This is a genomic window from Cytophagaceae bacterium ABcell3, from assembly GCA_030913385.1.
Taxonomy (GTDB): domain Bacteria; phylum Bacteroidota; class Bacteroidia; order Cytophagales; family Cytophagaceae; genus ABcell3.
In genome coordinates, this window is sequence record CP133159.1 from 1,029,582 (window position 1) to 1,047,071 (window position 17,490).

22 protein-coding genes are annotated in these 17,490 nt (G+C 39.2%); 18 read left to right on the top strand and 4 right to left on the bottom strand.

The window, feature by feature from the left end; all coding sequences use genetic code 11:
- Positions 1-4: 4 nt before the first annotated feature.
- From RCC89_04360 to RCC89_04405, 10 genes are all read left to right on the top strand, one after another.
- A complete protein-coding gene (locus RCC89_04360) occupies positions 5-1,141 on the top strand; it encodes a beta-ketoacyl synthase N-terminal-like domain-containing protein (GenBank protein WMJ72397.1) in 1,137 nt (378 codons plus the stop codon).
- The gene (locus RCC89_04365; protein WMJ72398.1) at positions 1,138-1,764 is read left to right on the top strand and encodes a hypothetical protein; all 627 of its coding nucleotides are present in this window, start codon (positions 1,138-1,140) and stop codon (positions 1,762-1,764) included. Before RCC89_04360 ends, RCC89_04365 begins: the two co-directional genes overlap by 4 nt.
- A gap of 11 nt (positions 1,765-1,775) precedes the next feature.
- A complete protein-coding gene (locus RCC89_04370) occupies positions 1,776-2,030 on the top strand; it encodes a phosphopantetheine-binding protein (GenBank protein ID WMJ72399.1) in 255 nt (84 codons plus the stop codon).
- A 2-nt stretch (positions 2,031-2,032) separates the two neighbouring features.
- Positions 2,033-3,235, top strand: a complete 1,203-nt coding sequence (locus RCC89_04375; protein ID WMJ72400.1) for a beta-ketoacyl-[acyl-carrier-protein] synthase family protein — start codon at positions 2,033-2,035, stop codon at positions 3,233-3,235.
- Positions 3,232-4,269, top strand: coding sequence for a beta-ketoacyl synthase chain length factor (locus tag RCC89_04380; protein ID WMJ72401.1), 1,038 nt, complete (start codon positions 3,232-3,234; stop codon positions 4,267-4,269). The genes RCC89_04375 and RCC89_04380 overlap by 4 nt, the downstream gene beginning before the upstream one ends.
- Positions 4,263-5,024 (top strand): polysaccharide deacetylase family protein, encoded by a 762-nt coding sequence (locus RCC89_04385; protein WMJ72402.1) that lies wholly within the window; start codon positions 4,263-4,265, stop codon positions 5,022-5,024. The genes RCC89_04380 and RCC89_04385 overlap by 7 nt, the downstream gene beginning before the upstream one ends.
- Positions 5,021-5,662 carry an outer membrane lipoprotein carrier protein LolA gene (locus RCC89_04390; protein WMJ72403.1) on the top strand — a complete coding sequence of 214 codons (642 nt, stop codon included), beginning with the start codon at positions 5,021-5,023 and terminating at the stop codon, positions 5,660-5,662. The genes RCC89_04385 and RCC89_04390 overlap by 4 nt, the downstream gene beginning before the upstream one ends.
- A gap of 64 nt (positions 5,663-5,726) precedes the next feature.
- Positions 5,727-6,251, top strand: a complete 525-nt coding sequence (locus RCC89_04395) for a hypothetical protein (GenBank protein WMJ72404.1) — start codon at positions 5,727-5,729, stop codon at positions 6,249-6,251.
- Complete coding sequence (locus tag RCC89_04400; GenBank protein ID WMJ72405.1) at positions 6,248-6,613, top strand: 3-hydroxyacyl-ACP dehydratase; 366 nt, start codon at positions 6,248-6,250, stop codon at positions 6,611-6,613. The genes RCC89_04395 and RCC89_04400 overlap by 4 nt, the downstream gene beginning before the upstream one ends.
- Positions 6,613-7,800: a DUF2062 domain-containing protein gene (locus RCC89_04405; protein ID WMJ72406.1), complete on the top strand. Its 1,188-nt coding sequence runs from the start codon at positions 6,613-6,615 to the stop codon at positions 7,798-7,800. Before RCC89_04400 ends, RCC89_04405 begins: the two co-directional genes overlap by 1 nt.
- A 237-nt stretch (positions 7,801-8,037) precedes the next feature.
- On the opposite strand, the gene RCC89_04410 is transcribed toward RCC89_04405, so the two are convergent.
- Positions 8,038-8,910 carry a UbiA family prenyltransferase gene (locus RCC89_04410; GenBank protein ID WMJ72407.1) on the bottom strand — a complete coding sequence of 291 codons (873 nt, stop codon included), beginning with the start codon at positions 8,908-8,910 and terminating at the stop codon, positions 8,038-8,040.
- A gap of 94 nt (positions 8,911-9,004) precedes the next feature.
- Between RCC89_04410 and RCC89_04415 the strand changes: the two genes are divergently transcribed.
- Complete coding sequence (locus RCC89_04415) at positions 9,005-10,165, top strand: type III polyketide synthase (GenBank protein ID WMJ72408.1); 1,161 nt, start codon at positions 9,005-9,007, stop codon at positions 10,163-10,165.
- Positions 10,140-10,847 (top strand): methyltransferase domain-containing protein, encoded by a 708-nt coding sequence (locus tag RCC89_04420; protein ID WMJ72409.1) that lies wholly within the window; start codon positions 10,140-10,142, stop codon positions 10,845-10,847. The genes RCC89_04415 and RCC89_04420 overlap by 26 nt, the downstream gene beginning before the upstream one ends.
- 35 nt (positions 10,848-10,882) lie before the next feature.
- Here RCC89_04420 and RCC89_04425 read toward each other — a convergent pair whose 3' ends face one another.
- Both RCC89_04425 and RCC89_04430 read right to left on the bottom strand, forming a co-directional pair.
- Positions 10,883-11,026 carry a hypothetical protein gene (locus RCC89_04425; protein WMJ72410.1) on the bottom strand — a complete coding sequence of 48 codons (144 nt, stop codon included), beginning with the start codon at positions 11,024-11,026 and terminating at the stop codon, positions 10,883-10,885.
- 9 nt (positions 11,027-11,035) lie between these two features.
- Entirely contained in the window at positions 11,036-11,710 is a 675-nt protein-coding gene (locus RCC89_04430) for an NUDIX hydrolase (GenBank protein WMJ72411.1), read from the bottom strand.
- Between the two features lie 174 nt (positions 11,711-11,884).
- Between RCC89_04430 and RCC89_04435 the strand changes: the two genes are divergently transcribed.
- From RCC89_04435 to RCC89_04445, 3 genes are read left to right on the top strand one after another with little or no spacing between them, the layout of a single operon-like run.
- On the top strand, positions 11,885-12,466 hold the full coding sequence (locus RCC89_04435; protein ID WMJ72412.1) for a LemA family protein: 582 nt from the start codon (positions 11,885-11,887) through the stop codon (positions 12,464-12,466).
- 7 nt (positions 12,467-12,473) lie between these two features.
- Entirely contained in the window at positions 12,474-12,908 is a 435-nt protein-coding gene (locus RCC89_04440; GenBank protein ID WMJ72413.1) for a TPM domain-containing protein, read from the top strand.
- A 9-nt stretch (positions 12,909-12,917) separates the two neighbouring features.
- Positions 12,918-13,715, top strand: a complete 798-nt coding sequence (locus RCC89_04445; protein WMJ72414.1) for a TPM domain-containing protein — start codon at positions 12,918-12,920, stop codon at positions 13,713-13,715.
- Between the two features lie 73 nt (positions 13,716-13,788).
- Here RCC89_04445 and RCC89_04450 read toward each other — a convergent pair whose 3' ends face one another.
- Positions 13,789-14,208 carry a nucleoside-diphosphate kinase gene (locus RCC89_04450; protein ID WMJ72415.1) on the bottom strand — a complete coding sequence of 140 codons (420 nt, stop codon included), beginning with the start codon at positions 14,206-14,208 and terminating at the stop codon, positions 13,789-13,791.
- Between the two features lie 339 nt (positions 14,209-14,547).
- Here RCC89_04450 and RCC89_04455 point away from each other — a divergent pair, with 339 nt between their 5' ends.
- From RCC89_04455 to RCC89_04465, 3 genes are read left to right on the top strand one after another with little or no spacing between them, the layout of a single operon-like run.
- Entirely contained in the window at positions 14,548-15,585 is a 1,038-nt protein-coding gene (locus RCC89_04455) for a bifunctional oligoribonuclease/PAP phosphatase NrnA (protein WMJ72416.1), read from the top strand.
- Complete coding sequence (locus RCC89_04460; GenBank protein ID WMJ72417.1) at positions 15,579-16,523, top strand: FKBP-type peptidyl-prolyl cis-trans isomerase; 945 nt, start codon at positions 15,579-15,581, stop codon at positions 16,521-16,523. Before RCC89_04455 ends, RCC89_04460 begins: the two co-directional genes overlap by 7 nt.
- On the top strand, positions 16,520-17,398 hold the full coding sequence (locus RCC89_04465) for an FKBP-type peptidyl-prolyl cis-trans isomerase (protein ID WMJ72418.1): 879 nt from the start codon (positions 16,520-16,522) through the stop codon (positions 17,396-17,398). The genes RCC89_04460 and RCC89_04465 overlap by 4 nt, the downstream gene beginning before the upstream one ends.
- The last annotated feature ends 92 nt before the right edge of the window (positions 17,399-17,490 follow it).

Genomic DNA, 17,490 nt, shown 5'->3' on the forward strand with positions numbered 1-17,490 from the left:
CTGCTTGAAAGTTTACTCAGTTGCCGATAATATTATTTCGCCTCTAGGTTTTACCACTGAGGAGAATTTTTCTGCTATAAGCAATGAGGAAACTGCTATTAAAGAAATATTGCCTGGCAAGCTGTCTGCAAGCAGTTTTCATGGTGCGTTGATTGAAAATGATAGTTTAATTAACAGCATTGAAGATAAAGTGACTCGGCTGGAGGGAATGCTTATTCTTTCAATAAGCAGTGCTCTTAAGAAAATTAGTAAGCTTAATAAGGACAAGACCTTATTAATTCTTTCAAGTACAAAAGGAAACATAGACCTGCTCAATCCGCAACAAAACCCTGATATACCTAGAGAGCGTCTCAGGCTTGGAGCGCTTGCTAATTATTTAGCAGGGTATTTTGGACTGACCTGTACGCCGTTGGTTGTTTCTAATGCGTGTATTTCAGGTGTTTCAGCAATACTTGTGGGGAAGAAGATGATTAACACCGGAGCTTATGATCACGTAATAGTGGCAGGAGGTGACATTCTTGATGAGTTTGTTGTTTCTGGGTTCCAGTCATTAATGGCTATTAGCGATAAGCCTTGTAAGCCCTATGATAAATCAAGAGACGGGGTAAGTCTGGGAGAAGCTTGTGGAACTATGGTCCTGAGCAATGACCCTGGTTTAAGTAATGATCGTGATTCACTTGCCCTTATAGCAGGAGGAGGACAAGCCAATGACGCCAATCATATTTCTGGCCCATCACGGACTGGTGAAGGGCTGAAACTTGCCATATCAAAAGCTTTGCGCCAGTCCCAGCTGGAAGCAAAAGATGTGGGCTATATCAATGCACATGGTACCGCCACAGTATATAATGATGAAATGGAAGCCATTGCCTTTGATGCACTTGGTTTGAACCATGTCCCATTAAATAGCCTAAAAGGTTTTTGGGGGCATACGCTGGGTGCTGCTGGGGTGATCGAGTCTATTATGAGCATACGGCAATTGACCGCTGGCAAACTATTTAAATCTTTGGGACTGGAAAATAAAGGGGTCTCCAAGGACATTGCTGTTATTGAAATGAACAAAGAACTTTCATGTCAAATTGCCTTGAAAACAGCCTCTGGTTTCGGAGGGTGTAATGCTGCTGTAATTTTTGAAAAGATATGAACATTGGAGTTTCTTCATATTGCCAGATAAGTCCTACAGGGGTATTTAAAAACGGAGTTCGCTTGATGAAAAACGAGTGGCCTTCAAACTCATTTAATGAGTATGCAAGAGGTATTTATGATTTCTTGAATATTGCTTACCCCAAATATTTTAAGATGGACGAGTTGTGCAAGTTGGCTTTTTTGGCAACAGAAGTCCTTTTGTCTAACTGTAAGCTTAGAGATAGTGCAGAAACAGCTATTGTCATTGGCAATAAACATTCTTCATTGGCTTCAGATGAAAAGCATTTTGAGTCTTATAAAAACAGGGGACACTATTATCCCTCACCTGCTGTTTTTGTATATACTTTGCCCAACATTATGTTAGGTGAAATCTGTATACGAAATAGAATTTTTGGAGAGAACTCTTGTTTTATTATGGAGGACTATGATGCCGGGTTTTTGTATGATTATGTAAATAATCTTATTGCAAACGAAGGTTATACTTCCTGTATCACAGGATATATTGATTATATTTCAGAAAACTATTCAGCATCTTTATATTTGGTAGAGAAAGATGCCGAAGATAGGCAAGTATGCAAGTTTAACAGGGAGGCTTTGCTTCTCCCTAACTCAGGTAGATAAAAGGTAAGAAAATGGATAATTTAATTGAGAAATTAAAACAAGAAATTGTAGAGCATCTTAATCTTGAACATCTTAAAGCCGAAGAAATAGATGCGGAAGCACCATTGTTTGGTGATGGTGTGGGACTGGACTCTATTGATGCGCTTGAGCTAATTGTTCTTTTGGAGAAAAATTATGGTATTAAAATTACCAGTGCTGAAGAAGGTAAAGAGGTATTTCAGTCGGTATCTGCCATGGCTAGCTATATTGAAAGCAAGAAAAGCTAATAATGTCTACTAAAGTATATATAACAGGGTTTGGGATAATTTCGTCTTTAGGAAATGGCTCTAAGGAGAACTTGAGGATGCTGTGCAAAGGCAGCTCAGGAATTGCTTTGCCTCAATATTTGCCTACAGCCTATAAAGATGAAATGGTGGTTGGTGAGGTTAAGTATTCTAATGAAGAATTGAAGGAGTTAGCAGGCTTATCTAACGGAAAAACTTCAAGAACTAACATGCTAGGGTTGGTAGCTGTGAAAGAAGCACTTGTGATGGCCGGTTTGACCCAGACGCAGTGCCGTGAAGCAGGGTTGATAAACGGAACCTCTGTGGCAGGGATGGATATTTCAGAGCAATATTATAGCAGTGCTCGAAAAGGTGAAAATTTAGACTATACTGCCGCTTTTGGAGGACACGATTGTGGTGCTGGAACGGAGCTTATTGCAGACCGATGTCACCTGGAAGGTTTTATAAGTACCATTAGTACGGCGTGTTCTTCTTCTGCCAATTCAATTATGCTTGCTGCAAGGAAGATCAAGGCTGGTACCCATGACTGCATTGTTGCTGGTGGTTCTGATGCTTTGTCTATTTTTACGTTAAATGGCTTTAACGCTTTAAAGATTTTGGACCGTGAACTGTGCCGGCCTTTTGATGTAAGCCGGGCAGGCTTAAACCTTGGTGAAGGTGCTGCCTATCTCGTTTTAGAGTCTGAAAAAAGCGTAGAGCGTAGAAAAGCAAAAGTGTTTGCAGAACTTTGCGGGTATGGCAATGCCAACGATGCTTACCATCAAACCGCTTCTTCTCCAGAAGGAAGAGGGGCAGCACTGGCCATCAAAAAAGCATTGGAGGTATCAGGTATTAAAATAGGAGCCATTGACTATATTAATGCACATGGTACAGGCACTTCAAACAATGATATGTCAGAAAGCATGGCTTTAAAAGACATCTTTGTAGATAACGTTCCTGCCTATAGTTCTACCAAGTCGTTCACGGGGCATACATTAGGAGCCGCAGGTGCTATTGAAGCTGTTTTTTCCGTTATGGCAATTCATTATAACTTGAAATTTCAAAACCTGAACCTTACCACTCCTATGGACGTCCTTCCTCAAGCACCGTTATATGCATTGGAGGAAAATCAGCAAGTAAACTGTGTATTGTCAAATTCGTTTGGCTTTGGAGGGAATTGCACATCTTTAATTTTTTCAGGCCTATGAAAGTTTATATTACCGGCGTTTCTGCTATTTCTCCTCAGCATACTTTCGATGAAGATAATTACTTGAGCGAATTCGTAGCCCCTAAGGATTATTTTCAGGTTTTAGAACCCAGCTACAACGACTTTATTCCTCCTATGCAAGCCAGAAGGATGTCTAAAGTTGTTAAGATGAGCATTGCTACGGCTAAAAAATCCTTGGTAAGTGCAGGTGTAGAACAACCAGAAGCAATTATCGTTGGAACAGGTTTGGGTTGTCTTAATGATACGGAGAAGTTTCTGAACAACATTATCGACCATGGAGAAACCTTGCTTTCTCCAACCTCCTTTATACAATCTACGCATAATACCATTGCAGGGCAGGTTGCTCTTTTATTGACGTGCCCTAGTTATAACTTTACATATTCCCAGCGTATACATTCTTTTGAAAATGCTTTACAAGATGCTGTTATGCAGTTGGAAGAAGGGTGCAGTAATGTTCTGGTAGGTGGTGCAGACGAGCTGATTCCAGGGGTTGCCAATATTCTCACGCAAATAGGTTGCTTTTCAAAAGCTTCCTCTAAAGAAAAATTCTTGCCTGTACCAGGAGAAGGCGCTGCTTTTTTTGTACTATCAAAACATAAAACACCGTCTGCTTTTGCTTGCATTGATGGTGTAAAAACGGCTTATGGACGTAAGTCTAAGCCTGAGGTACAAGAAGAAATTTTAGAATTCCTGAAGAATAACAACTCCTCAATCCAAGATGTTGATGTGGTGATGCTTGGGTATAATGGTAACACCAAGGAAGATGAAACGTACCATAAGCTAGTCGCTGACTTGTTTAGTGATAAAGCAATTATACATTATAAAAACTTATGTGGTGAGTATTTTACCGCTCCCTCTTTCGGTTATCACCTTGCTGCTAAAATGCTTCAAAGGCAAGAAGTGTTTAAGGAAACTTTAGTGAAAGGTTCAAGCCCAAAAAAGCTCAATAAGGTGTTGTTTTATAATGTTTATAAAGATAAGTATCATTCTTTGGGACTAATATCAAAATGCTGAATTTTAGGGTTATATCTATATTGCTTTTTAGCATTGCTATTTTAGTTACTATTCTCGATATTTTCTTTGTTGATATCCACTATTCAGTCTATATTTTGATTCTTGTCTTTTATTCAGGGCTTGTGATAGGAGGGGCTTTTCTTATTGGCATGAATTTTTTTGTTAGGGCAGTTAATTCTTTTGTGACAGATAAAAAGGAAATTGCACTGACCTTTGATGATGGGCCTTCTGCTTTATATACACCTAAAGTGCTGGATTTGCTCAATAAGTACGATGCAAAAGGAACTTTTTTTTGTATAGGTAAAAGCTTGGAAAGCGAAAGGGTACTTGCAGAAAGGATCTTAAAGGAAGGTCATTTGATTGGGAACCATACGTATGGACACAGCCCTTTTTTCCCGTTTTACAGGAAGAAAAGGGTAGTGGAGGAAATATCTCGAACCAATAATATCATTCAAGAAATATCTGGTAAAGCGCCTCTCGCCTTTAGACCGCCGTATGGAATAACAAATCCATCTATTGCAGGAGCAATAAATCACTTGGGAATGAAAGTTTTTGGCTGGAATATTCGTTCTTTTGATACTACAGCAAAGGATTTTCGGAAAGTTGTAAAGAGGGTTACTGCTCAAATTAAGCCTGGCGCTATTATTTTACTGCATGACAATAGACCTGATATAGCCAAAATTCTGGAAGAGGTTTTATTGTTTGCTGAAAAAAATAACTATAGATGTACACTGATTCCCCATATGCAAGAATGAAAAAGACAGGATTATTAACCTTATTTCTATGCTTTACGGTTTGGCTATCAGCTTTTGCCCAAGAACGGGGTTTTTCACCAATGCAAGATGTTGATTCCTTTAAGAAAGGCCTTGAAGCAGTGGCTACATCTACAAAAACAATAAAAGCTTCTTTTCAACAAGAAAAGTATCTTGCTATCCTTTCTGATAAAATTCAATCAGAGGGACTTATTCGATTTAAGCAACCAGGTTTTTTGCGGTGGGAGTACAATGAGCCGTTTGAATATTCTATTGTATTAAATGGGAAAGAAGTTATTGTCAAGGATCAGGGAAAGTCCAATACGATGGATCTAAGCGGTAGCAAATCCTTTAAAGAGATAAATGAGCTAATTGTCAATAGCATTCAAGGAAATGTGCTTGATGATGAAAAGTTTGATATCGAGTTTTTACAATCTGAAGACTTTTACCTCACCAAGCTTGTTCCAAAAGAAGCGCAGATGGCAAAGTTTGTCGCAGGAATAAATGTATACTTTGACAAAAAAGACTACGCTGTATCTAAGGTGAAACTGAAAGAAGATGGAGGAGATTACACTTTGATTTCTTTTTTTGATAAGAAAATGAATGAAGCTATTGCAGATGAAGTTTTTTCTAACCAATAAGATATGTTCGATTATAGTAATTTTTTGCTTATTTTTCGGATGCAAGACTTCGAAGCACTACAGTTTGCCTGATCCTTATATTACACTTCTGAATAAAGGGCTGGTTTATAATGCGACATTTAATTACAAAGAGAGTCAAGTCAGTGGGCTTCTGGTATTGAAGAGGACCGGAGTTTCTTCTTATCATGTGGTTATGCTTTCAAAACCTGGGCCTACGCTCATGGAGTTTACCTTAGATCAGGATGGGCTGACATGGATCAAAACTTTTGAGAGGCTGGAAGAAAAGAAGTTGACGAAATTGATTGAAAATGACTTTAGGATGCTTTTGCTGGATGTGTTGGAAAATCCTTCTAAAGTAAAAAAGGTCAAGACGGAAAATGACAAAACTATATTCAAAATGGCCGACGGTACCAGGCTGAAAGTCGATAATACAGCCAATAGGGTATTAACAGCTCAAAATAAATCTTTTCTTAATTTCATTTCTACCAAAGCCACCTTTAGCTATAGAGAAAATGAAATACCTCAAACGATTTTTTTAGCGCATAATATTATGAATTTAAGTCTTGAATTAGAACTTTTACCAAAATGATACTTAAAGATAATTTATATAAAATTTCTTCTATAGATGTAGAAGATGAAAACTACAAGATAGAAGTTCTTTTAGATGCGGGGCATGAAATTTTTAAAGGACACTTTCCCGAACAGCCTGTGTTGCCTGGCGTTTGCTTGTTGGAGATGCTTAAGGAGCTGATTTCAGAGGTAAAGGGCAAAGCTTATCGGCTAAAAGAAGCAGGTAATATCAAATACTTGAAACTTGTTGACCCGCGTAATGATCCGAAATTAACCTTGCTTATACATGCAAAAGAAGGGGAGGCGGGGCTTACAGTCAATGCCAGTTCCCTGCTTTCTGGAGGTGATACTAATTTTAAAATAAAAGCCACTTTTTCCTGATGGAGTTTAGCAAAAGGTTTGCCCAGCTAAAGTGTTGTGTCATTATACCTACCTATAATAATGAAAAAACGCTAAAAGGGGTTATTGATGATGTGCTGGAGTATACGGGTGATGTAATTGTGGTGAATGATGGGGCAACCGACCGGACTTCCGAAATTTTAAATAATTATTCAGGCAGATTTGACCTGGTTTGTCATGATAAAAACCTGGGAAAGGGAATGGCATTGCGCAATGGTTTTAAGCATGCACTTGAAAAGGGATATCGTTATGCGATAACCATTGATAGCGATGGCCAGCATTTTGCTTCAGACCTGCCAAGTTTTTTGGATGAAATAGAAAAAGAGCCTGAGTGCCTGTTGATAGGTGCGCGAAATATGAACCAAGAGCATGTTCCTGGAAAAAGCTCTTTTGGGAATAAGTTTTCTAATTTTTGGTTTAAAGTGGAAACGGGCATAAGTCTAGAAGATACACAATCAGGGTTCCGTCTGTACCCCATTTATCAGCTTAAGGATTTAAAGTACCTTACCCGTAAATTTGAATTCGAGGTCGAAGTTATTGTTAAAGCTGCATGGAAAGGTGTTAAGGTTAAAAACATACCTATCAAGGTGCATTATGAAGCAGAAAGGGTCACGCATTTCCGTCCTTTTAAAGATTTTACAAGGATCAGCATTCTTAATACTTGGCTCGTTACATTGGCTTTGTTATATTATATCCCACGTAGGTTCATCAAGTCTCTCACGAAGAAGAACATAAACCATTTCATAAAAAAAAACTTCTTTGACAAAAATGAATCTTTGCATAGGAAGGCTTTGTCAATAGGCTTTGGCGTTTTTATGGGAATATTTCCTATTTGGGGTTATCAGATAATAGTTGGCCTTGCTGTTGCCCATTTCTTAAAATTAAATAAGGCTCTTGTTGTAGTTGCTTCTCATATTAGCATTCCTCCTGCTATTCCATTGATTATATACGCTAGTTATTACACTGGCAGTTTTTTAGTTAAAAACCCTCAGAATGATATCTTTTTTGTACAGGGTTTTTCTTATGAGAATGTTTCGGGCAACCTTTTACAGTATATTACAGGGGCAGTTGCCTTATCACTAATTGCCGGAGCTTTGAGTGCACTGTTGGTTTACTTCGCTTTATCTTTTAAAAGAAACATAAGCAAATCAGGAAGTAAGGTTGTATAGGGCGCACTGAAAAACGCCCAAAAGATTAATCTGTTTATATTTGTTTAAAAAAGACGTATAGGTGCAAGTTTTTTTAGTTATTTCTTATTTCCCGTGTACCGTAAATCGAGAAACTTTTAATCTAATACTTTTTTTGGGCTAGCCACAAGCGCACAATCTACTTTATGGTCTTACATTCGAAGTATTCCAATACGTCTTCATGTAAGGCCATGTTTATCTTGCACACTTGTGACTTTTTCAGCAGGCCCTATATAATATCAAGGACGCAAAGAATATTATAAAACCCATGGAAGAAAGCAGGTTAAGGCGCATGGCAAATTCATAGGTTACGGGCTTACCTTTCATTGCGGTAAGGTAAAACCATTTAAAAAAGTATGTCATGACTGGTAACATAGCCACTATAAAAAGGGCGGTGGTCAACAGTCCATAGTATCGGTTAAAAAAATAAGCAAAGCCGATCATGCAGAGTCCAAATACTGCGGCAGTCCAGGAAAAAGTGCCTGTAATACCTAGCAAACGGCTAAATGTCATGTCTCCACGGCGTGCATCTTCGCTATGTTGGTAAATTTGCGTCATAGGATACGAGCCGAAGAGCATTAAACTGCACAAAGTACCAGCCCAGAGATTCCTTTCAGTCATTAGTCCTTCTAAACTACAATCACTTATAGCAAGAAAGCTCATCATGTAAGTATAGCTGCCTTGGAACAGGGCAACAACTATCAATCCCGTTATAGGCAGTTTTTTTAACCTAATAGACGGATGGCTGTAGGCTTTTGATGCTAATCCAAGCACAAGTACCATAGCAGCAAAGGCAGTGTTTATAAATAGCCCAAGTATTAGCGAAAAAGCAAAAAGCAACAGCGATACAATAAGAAGTTCTTTTTTTACAGGAGGTGGCTTTTTCAACCCTCCTATGCTATCTTCGTCTTTGTCATAGTAACTGTTAAAGCCGTTGCTGGACGGGTAGAACAAAAAATGGATGATGATAAAAGCCAGCACTAGGTTAGTTATATGAATGGCCTCGGCCTGACTTGCTGCAAACAAAAAGAAAGGTAACAAGAAGAGAGAAAAAGGAATTCTCAGGTGTAAAAATGTGGATCTGCTGATCATTGATTTAAAAAATATTTCAACTAAATAAACTAAAAAGTCCTTTTCCTGTTTTTACCGAATCCAATATAATACTTTATGATTTGAAAATAAAAATATGTCAGGATATATAACCTCTGTCGGAATTTCTTGTCCGCCATACCGTTTCCGGCAGGGAGCTTTGGCGGAGTTTATGGCTGAGTCTGCTGGTATGAACCCGCAAGAAAAGCAACGCCTAATGGCCTTATACAGAACATCTGGCATAAAGTACAGGCATAGTGTGCTCGCTGATTTTGGCAAACAGTACCGTTTTTTTTCACAATCATCTGAAAAACAGTGCCAGCCTGACGTATCCGACAGAATGAAGGTATACCGGCAGTATGCACCCCTGCTTAGTGTTCAAGCAATTAAAGAGTGCCTTCATGAACATGAAAACATAAACGAGAAAGATATTACCCATTTAATCACTGTCAGTTGTACTGGCATGTATGCTCCTGGTCTTGATATAGATATTGTTCGTGAACTTGGACTGTCATTTTCGGTACAGCGTACGAGTGTAAATTTTATGGGTTGCTATGCAGCTTTCAATGGATTAAAGCTTGCTAGTTCTATTGTTGCGGCCAATCCTGAGGCTAATGTCATGGTCGTGTGTGTAGAGCTGTGCACGCTTCACTACTTACCCGGGACTGAGGAAGAACAGATGTTGGCTAATGCACTTTTCGCTGATGGTGCTGCCGCGGCTTTGGTACAGTCTCATGCAGATGGACAGCCGGCTTTAGAAATACAAAGTAGTTTTTGCGATCTTTTGCCTGATGGCTCTGGAGATATGTCGTGGGAAATCCAAAACCAAGCATTTGCTATGAGGCTTTCGGCTTATGTGCCAGAATTGTTACGAAAAGGTGTTGGCAAGCTCTCTGCCTTAATGGTCAATAAACTCTCTTGTCATATTAAAGAGATTGGTCTTTTTGCCATCCACCCAGGAGGAAAACGTATTCTTGAAGTGACTGAAGAAGAGTTTGGTATAGATAGAAATGACAATCGTTATGCGTGGGAGGTTATGCGGAATTATGGCAATATGTCTTCTGCAACCATTTTATTTATTTTGCACCGTATTTTGCAAGAGCAGCAAGATTGTTCTTCCCCTCAAAAGATTTTGGCTATGGCCTTTGGTCCTGGCCTCACCTTGGAAAGCATGGTTATGAACTTTGTGCCTAACTATAATAGTAATATAAACCATAAAAAAGGCAAACTACATGGGTATATTCAATCAAAGGTCTGATAAGAAGGAGATAATGGACGATCTTTCTTCTAGTGGAGAGGTAATTGACCAGACATTAAAAGAACTTCAAAAAATTAATTACTGGTTGGGTGGTGACAATGTGACCATACGAGGCTTAAAGAAACTGTTGAAGAGGGTCGATAAATTGCAGGAGGTTACCATTGCAGATATTGGTTGCGGTGGTGGAGATACCTTAAAACTTGTATTTCAATGGGCGCAAAAGCATGGACTGAACGTGAAGCTTTATGGTGTAGACGCCAACCATGATATTATCCGCTATGCTAAAGCCAATACAGCCGATATGCCACAAATAGAATATATTTGTGCGGATATTTTTTCAGAAGAGTTCCGTCAAAGGAAGTTTGACATCATTATGTCCACACTTTTTTGCCACCATTTTAATGATAAACAATTGGTTTCTATGTTGCGGCAGCTAGGGTCGCAGTCCAGGTTAGGTTTGCTGATCAATGATCTACACCGGCATTGGTTTGCTTATCATTCCATCAACGTACTTACCTCTGTTTTGTCCCGCTCTCCGATGGTCCGGCACGATGCAGGGGTTTCTGTTTTGCGGGCGTTCAGAAAAAACGAGCTAAGCAGCATTATACATGCCGCTGGCTATAAAGATTTTTCCATTAGCTGGAAATGGGCTTTTAGATATGAAGTGGTTGTGCCAATGTAGCTTTTATTAATTTATGGCATTAAAATAAGCGGCCACTACTTCACTTTGTACTTTTCCATTACATTGTTTTTGTTTTTGTCCCAAGGTTTTACCGTTCGGTTGGCCATATCTATGGTCAGGTATATCATTAAGCCGGTAAAGAGCAGTGCAATGATCAGTAGTGCCTTATTTTTTTTCATAGCAATTGTCTAGTCCAGTGTAAGGTGGTATCCTTCCTCAAGCAACTTATTGTATAGTTCTGTATTGAATTTGAGAATAGGATTTCTGGTTACATTTTCCTCAGTTTTAAGCAAATGTCCCATCCTGTCGATTTTGTTCTTGAACAAGATTCTGTTAAGCTTTCTGTTTAGGATTGCTTCATACATTTTATGGACATCATTGAAACGAAAATATTCTGTCAATAGTTGTAAGCCTACTGGTCCTGTTCGTGTTTTTTCCCTCAAATATGCTGCGGCATGTTCAATGATTTTCTTATGGTCAAAAGCTATTTTTTCAGGTAGGTTGTATACCGGAAACCAGTCTACCTCTTCAGCGTCGTCGCCTGCAACAATATCTACTTCCTTCATACTGACCTCACCATAGTAGGTTACAGAAATAGTTCTTTCCCTTGGGTCGCGGTGTACGTCACTAAAAGTATGCAGTTGGGTAAGCGATGTTTCCAGTCCAGTTTCTTCTTTCAGTTCTCTGGCTGCGGCAGCTTCGCATGTTTCTGTTAAGTCAAGATATCCTCCAGGAAGCGCCAGGTGACTTCTGTATGGCTCTCCTTTTCTTTTTATTAACAGTACATTTAATTTATTCCCTGCATAACCAAAAATAACACAATCAACAGTTACTGCAGGGTGGGGGTATTCGTAGGTATACATTTTGCTGTAATAATCAGATAACAAACAGTTTTGACATGCAAATTAATCTTTTTTTTAAGCTAGACAATATTAAACGATGAACTACATTAAATTATAGAGGAACCTGAAAGGAGGGAGGAAGTGTTTATGCTAATGGTTTTTTGTTAATTTTACTTTTAAATATTTATAAAAACGATGGAAAGATATCTTATAAATCTAATAGTTTTGTTTACTGCTGTTTTTATGACCTCGTGTGGTTATAATTCTATGGTAGATAAGCAAGAAGATGTGAATGCCAAGTGGGCTCAAGTAGAAAATGTTTATCAACGTAGAGCCGATTTAATCCCTAACCTTGTAGAAGTTGTGAAAGGGTATGCCGCCCATGAAAAGGATGTCTTGACTGGTGTAGTTGAAGCAAGGGCAAAGGCTACTGCTGTCAACCTGAATGTTGAGAATCTGTCGGAGGAAAACTTGAAAAAGTTTGAACAGGCACAGTCGGGTCTTTCTTCCGCACTTAACCGCTTGATGGCCATATCAGAAAATTACCCCGAACTCAAAGCGAACCAAAATTTCTTAGAGTTGCAGTCTCAGTTGGAAGGTACGGAAAACCGTATAACAGTAGAACGCATGAAATTTAATGAGGCTGTTAAAAATTATAACAGTCATATACGTAAATTCCCAAACGTTATTTATGCAGGGTGGTTTAATTTTGAAGCCCGTGCTTATTTTCAGGCAATCAAAGAGGGTGCTGAGCATGCCCCTGATGTAAAATTCTGATCGTATTATGGCCAAGGATTTTTTTACAGAAGAACAGAAAGTCGCAATTGTTAACTCTATCAAGACGGCAGAAAATAAAACCTCAGGTGAGGTGCAGGTACATATAGAGAACTATTGCAATGGTGAAGTTTTAGATCGTGCTGCAGAGGTTTTCTCGGCGCTAAACATGCAAAACACCAAGCTTCGCAATGGGGTGCTCTTTTATCTCGCTGTCGAAGATCATAAGTTTGCTATTCTCGGAGACGAGGGTATCAATAATGTCGTACCTGACGACTTCTGGGAGAAGATTATAGATATGATGACTGGTTACTTCATAAAGGGACTGCTTGCCGAGGGACTTTGTGCTGGAATAGAGGCTTCTGGCAAACAACTTAAAGAACATTTTCCAGTACAGGAAGATGATATTAACGAACTCCCCGATGATATTTCTTTCGGGCATTAATAAAGGTTGATGAAACATATTAAAAACATAACTTTACTTTCCTTGCTTTTGCTTTCCGTCGTGGTTTGCTTGGCCGATAACAGCCGTTTTCCCAAGCCTGAAAACCCGCCACGATTGGTGAACGACTATGCTAAATTGTTGCAGCCTGGCGAACGCGAAGTTTTGGAAAAGAAGTTGCGGACTTATCATGACTCTACGTCTACTCAAATTGCTGTGGTAATTATGAATGACCTAGGTGGAGAGCCTGCTTCTTCATTTGCTCCTGCACTTGGTGAGTACTGGAAGGTGGGTCAAAAAGGAAAGAATAATGGCCTGCTGATCCTTGTGTCTAAGGAGTCTCGTGAAGTCTTTATTGCTACGGGTTATGGTATGGAAGCAACTATTACCGATGCTCGGTCTAAAAACATTGTTGAAAATATTATTAAGCCAGCATTTAAGAAAAATAAATACTATGAGGGTATTGACCAGGCCACCACGGCCATTATTCAATATGCTTTTGGGGAACATTATGCAGAAAGGGGTAGTAAAGATAAAGCAACTAACAATAGTAATAATACCCTTTTGATAGTAATAATATTGGTTGTAATTATTTTGGTTTTGAAAAGCAAGGGTGGCAATAATGGCCGTGGGCGAAATACGGGGCCTACTACTTTCTCACGCCGAGGGGCTTATATGGGGCCTGTTATTGGAGGAGGAGCTTTTGGAGGTGGTGGTTTTAACGGAGGTGGATTCGGAACTTCTGGTGGTGGTTTTGGTGGCTTTGGAGGCGGTAGCTTTGGAGGTGGAGGTGCCGGAGGGAAATGGTGACCGAGGTATTTGAAAATTACAAAATAAAAAGCCGGATACTTAGTGTAGACCGGCTTTTTATTTTAAAAAAAAATTAATATTGCTCCATTGCAGAGAAAAAGAACGAAGACTCTATTGCCGCATTTTCGTCAGAGTCAGAACCGTGAATGGCATTAGCCTCTAATGATTTTGCAAACTTCTTTCTTATTGTTCCTTCTTCAGCTTCTGCTGGATTGGTAGCACCAATAAGTTTTCTGAAGTCAGCTACGGCATTTTCTTTTTCCAAGATCATAGCTAAAATGTGGCCAGAAGACATATATTTCTTTAAGTCGTTGTAAAAAGGCCTTTCTTTATGAACAGCATAAAACTGCCCTGCACGTTCATCGGAAAGTTTGGTCATTTTTGCAGCCACCAATCTAAAGCCTGCTTCTTCGATCATTTTAATAATTGCTCCGGAATGCCCTTCTGCTACTGCATCAGGCTTGATCATTGTAAAAGTTCTGTTTGTTGCCATAGTTCTTGGTATTCTTTTTGGTTTATTTCCCGCAAAAATAGGGACTTTGGTAAATTATAAAATTGATAAAGGTTTTATTATGTGAATTTTCTGCACTTTTTCAACTCTTAAAGGAAAATAAAGTTTAATTGACAGGAGGCAAGTTACGCTAAACCAGTTTATTTATATAGAAAACCATACATTTTCAAAAGATACATTTAATGAGTACTGAGAGAGTGGTAGAGACAAAGTAATTAAGTACCTTACATAAGGATGTTTTTCTGCTTTGTTTTTTAATCAAAATCTTTCCACTTTTGTTAAAGATATATTACTAAAAATTCCTTTTCCGAGGTTTTTACAATGCAAATGATCAAGGACCTGAAAGAACTTCTGCAGTCTCCCAAAAATATTGTTATCACGACACATCATAAGCCGGATGCTGATGCTTTGGGTTCGTCTTTAGCTTTGTGGAACTATTTGATCAAGAAAGGTCATAAAGCCACAGTTATTAGCCCAACAGATTATCCTAAATTTTTGCACTGGATGGAGGGCAATGAGCATGTTGTTGTATACAATGAAGGAAATGAGGCTTATTCGGCACGGTTGGTGGCACAGGCCGATATAATTTTCTGCCTGGACTTTTCCGCTCTTTCCAGAATTAATGAACTGGGAGAACTTATTGGTAAGGCCAAAGGGGTTAAGGTTTTGATCGATCATCACTTAGAACCAGAAGATTTTGCGGATTATGCTTATTGGGACGTTAATGCGGCTGCTACAGCAGTGTTGATCTTTAAGTTTATAATGCGGATGGATGAGAAAAACCTGATGGACATTCCTATGGGAGAATGTATTTACGCAGGTATTATGACCGATACAGGCTCTTTCCGGCATCCTACAACTACCAAAGAGGTACACTTAATTATTGCTGACCTTATTAATATGGGCGTAGATATTTCTAAGGTACACCGACTAATTTATGAAAACAATTCAGAGCAAAGGTTGAGGTTTTTGGGGCATATGTTGTTGAACAAGTTGGAAGTCCTCCCTGAGTACTGTACGGCTTATATTTATGTAAGCCAGCAAGAGCTTATTGATTTTGGGTCTCAAACTGGCGATACGGAGGGTTTGGTAAATTATGCACTTTCATTGGAAAATGTCGTTTTCGCAGCCGTTATCATAGAACGCGAAGATGCTGTGAAACTTTCTTTTCGCTCTAAAGGCGAGTTTTCTGTTAATGATTTTGCCCGTAAGCACTTCGAAGGCGGGGGGCATAAAAATGCGGCTGGCGGAAAATCTAATGTTGGATTGAATGAAACCGTAGAAAAATTTGTTTCCCTTCTACCAGAATACAAGGGTACGCTCGTTTCTGGAAATAAACATGAAAATCAGTTATGTTAAAAAAGTTAAGTGTTCTCGCGCTCCTGCCGCTCTTTTTTTATGCCTGTAAAAATGAAAATGGCTATCAAGCAACAGAGACTGGTCTGAAGTATAAGTTTTTTGTAGATTCTGCTGGCGCACCTGCTACATTGGGTGAAGCTGTCAAAATGGATGTTAAAATATGGGATGAGAGAGACTCTTTGCTAGAGCACTCTGTTAAGACCAGTGCCAAAGTTACAACTCCCAAATTTAAAGGAGGCCTTGAAGAAGGGTTTATGATGATGTCGCCAGGGGACAGTGCTTCTTTTAAAATTAATGCAGACTCCTTCTTTTTGGTAAACCTTAATCGCGAAAGGCCTGACTTCTTATCCGAAGGTAGTGAACTGACTTTTAACCTAAAGCTTCATAAGATATATTCTCGCGAAGAAGTGGCTGCCGAAATGGAAAAATACCATCAGCAATTAGAGGCAGAGAAACAAAACAAGATTTTGCAGGTTGAAAACTTTATGGATGCGCTTTTAGATTCGGCTTCTATACAAAAACAGATGAAGGTCGATGAGCGGATTATGAAAGAGTTCATGAAAGATAACAACCTGGACATGGAGAAGTCTAAGCATGGTGTGTACTATACTATATCAGAACGCGCCGGAAATGCTAAAGCTGAGCCGGGTGATACTTTGGTAGTCCACTATACAGGAAGGCTTCTTGATGGAAAAGTTTTTGATACTTCAGAAGGACGTGCTCCTTTTGACTTTGTATTGGGAATAGGCGAGGTTATCCCTGGCTGGGATGATGTGATTACTTATTTTGGCGAAGGTGACAAAGGGCAAATTCTTATCCCTTCTTCATTGGCATATATGGACATTGGAATACCTGACCCATCTGACCATGATAAATTTCTAATCCCTAAAAACGCTCCTTTAATTTTTGATGTAGAAATTTTAGAGGTTAGAAAATGAGAAAGAAAGCTAAGTTTTTATTTCCGGTAGTTATTGGTATGTTAGTATCATGCCAGTCCTCTATGGTAGGGAATGGGGGAGACGATGATTTTGCCCGTACAGCTTCGGGGCTGGAATATAAAGTGCATAAACAGGGAACTCGTAAAAACATAGCTTTGAACGATGCTGTTGTCTTTCATATGCGCTTAAAGGCTGGAGATGAAGTGCTGCGGGATACCTGGAAAGAAGGTGTTGCTCTTAACATGGTTCTGGATGAAATTCCTTTTGAAGGTAGTTTTGAAGAAGGTCTTACTTATCTGGCCGAAGGAGATAGTGCTTCTTTTCATGTAGATGCCGATTCGTTATATGAAAAATCTTTTGGTGCGCCCAAGCCAAGTGGTTTAGAGAATAATAAGGTGGTTTTTGATGTGAAGGTTGATAAAGTGGTTTCTGAAGATGAGCTGGAAAGGGATAAAGAAGTCGAAGAGCTTCGGGTAAAACTTGAAAATGAAGAGCAAATAAATACTTACCTTAGGAACAATAAAATATTTGAGGTAGAGAAAGATCTTTCTGGACTTTACATGGTAAGGAAAAAGAAAGGTAATGGCGAAAAAGTTGAGGAAGGTCAACGTGTAGCTGTTCACTACATAGGCAAACTTGTGAACGGACAAGTGTTTGACAACTCCTATGAGAAGGAAGAGCCTATGGTTTTCACATTAGGCAAAGGAGAGGTTATTTCTGGATGGGATATCGGGATCGCTAAGCTTGAGCAAGGCGAAAAGGCCATTTTGGTAGTGCCTTCTTATTTGGGATACGGTGCTGAAGGCGCCGGTACTACTATACCTCCTGATAGCCCGCTCGTCTTTGAAGTCGAGTTGGTCGCCGTTCAAGAGTAGCGCTTAACTTTCCAAAATCTACTAATCTAACATTTCACAAAAGCACTTTAGGCGAACACATGTCCTAAAAGTGCTTTTTCTTATAAGATTTC

What these genes read in the sequence shown, in the direction of transcription:
- RCC89_04415 (WMJ72408.1), top strand. Translation starts at nt 9,005, where the DNA reads ATGTCAGGATATATAACCTCTGTCGGAATTTCTTGTCCGCCATACCGT.
- RCC89_04365 (WMJ72398.1), top strand. Translation starts at nt 1,138, where the DNA reads ATGAACATTGGAGTTTCTTCATATTGCCAGATAAGTCCTACAGGGGTA.
- RCC89_04380 (WMJ72401.1), top strand. Translation starts at nt 3,232, where the DNA reads ATGAAAGTTTATATTACCGGCGTTTCTGCTATTTCTCCTCAGCATACT.
- RCC89_04405 (WMJ72406.1), top strand. Translation starts at nt 6,613, where the DNA reads ATGGAGTTTAGCAAAAGGTTTGCCCAGCTAAAGTGTTGTGTCATTATA.
- RCC89_04430 (WMJ72411.1), bottom strand. Translation starts at nt 11,710, where the DNA reads ATGTATACCTACGAATACCCCCACCCTGCAGTAACTGTTGATTGTGTT.
- RCC89_04435 (WMJ72412.1), top strand. Translation starts at nt 11,885, where the DNA reads ATGGAAAGATATCTTATAAATCTAATAGTTTTGTTTACTGCTGTTTTT.
- RCC89_04445 (WMJ72414.1), top strand. Translation starts at nt 12,918, where the DNA reads ATGAAACATATTAAAAACATAACTTTACTTTCCTTGCTTTTGCTTTCC.
- RCC89_04460 (WMJ72417.1), top strand. Translation starts at nt 15,579, where the DNA reads ATGTTAAAAAAGTTAAGTGTTCTCGCGCTCCTGCCGCTCTTTTTTTAT.
- RCC89_04410 (WMJ72407.1), bottom strand. Translation starts at nt 8,910, where the DNA reads ATGATCAGCAGATCCACATTTTTACACCTGAGAATTCCTTTTTCTCTC.
- RCC89_04370 (WMJ72399.1), top strand. Translation starts at nt 1,776, where the DNA reads ATGGATAATTTAATTGAGAAATTAAAACAAGAAATTGTAGAGCATCTT.
- RCC89_04465 (WMJ72418.1), top strand. Translation starts at nt 16,520, where the DNA reads ATGAGAAAGAAAGCTAAGTTTTTATTTCCGGTAGTTATTGGTATGTTA.
- RCC89_04450 (WMJ72415.1), bottom strand. Translation starts at nt 14,208, where the DNA reads ATGGCAACAAACAGAACTTTTACAATGATCAAGCCTGATGCAGTAGCA.
- RCC89_04455 (WMJ72416.1), top strand. Translation starts at nt 14,548, where the DNA reads ATGCAAATGATCAAGGACCTGAAAGAACTTCTGCAGTCTCCCAAAAAT.
- RCC89_04375 (WMJ72400.1), top strand. Translation starts at nt 2,033, where the DNA reads ATGTCTACTAAAGTATATATAACAGGGTTTGGGATAATTTCGTCTTTA.
- RCC89_04425 (WMJ72410.1), bottom strand. Translation starts at nt 11,026, where the DNA reads ATGAAAAAAAATAAGGCACTACTGATCATTGCACTGCTCTTTACCGGC.
- RCC89_04385 (WMJ72402.1), top strand. Translation starts at nt 4,263, where the DNA reads ATGCTGAATTTTAGGGTTATATCTATATTGCTTTTTAGCATTGCTATT.
- RCC89_04440 (WMJ72413.1), top strand. Translation starts at nt 12,474, where the DNA reads ATGGCCAAGGATTTTTTTACAGAAGAACAGAAAGTCGCAATTGTTAAC.
- RCC89_04400 (WMJ72405.1), top strand. Translation starts at nt 6,248, where the DNA reads ATGATACTTAAAGATAATTTATATAAAATTTCTTCTATAGATGTAGAA.
- RCC89_04390 (WMJ72403.1), top strand. Translation starts at nt 5,021, where the DNA reads ATGAAAAAGACAGGATTATTAACCTTATTTCTATGCTTTACGGTTTGG.
- RCC89_04420 (WMJ72409.1), top strand. Translation starts at nt 10,140, where the DNA reads ATGGGTATATTCAATCAAAGGTCTGATAAGAAGGAGATAATGGACGAT.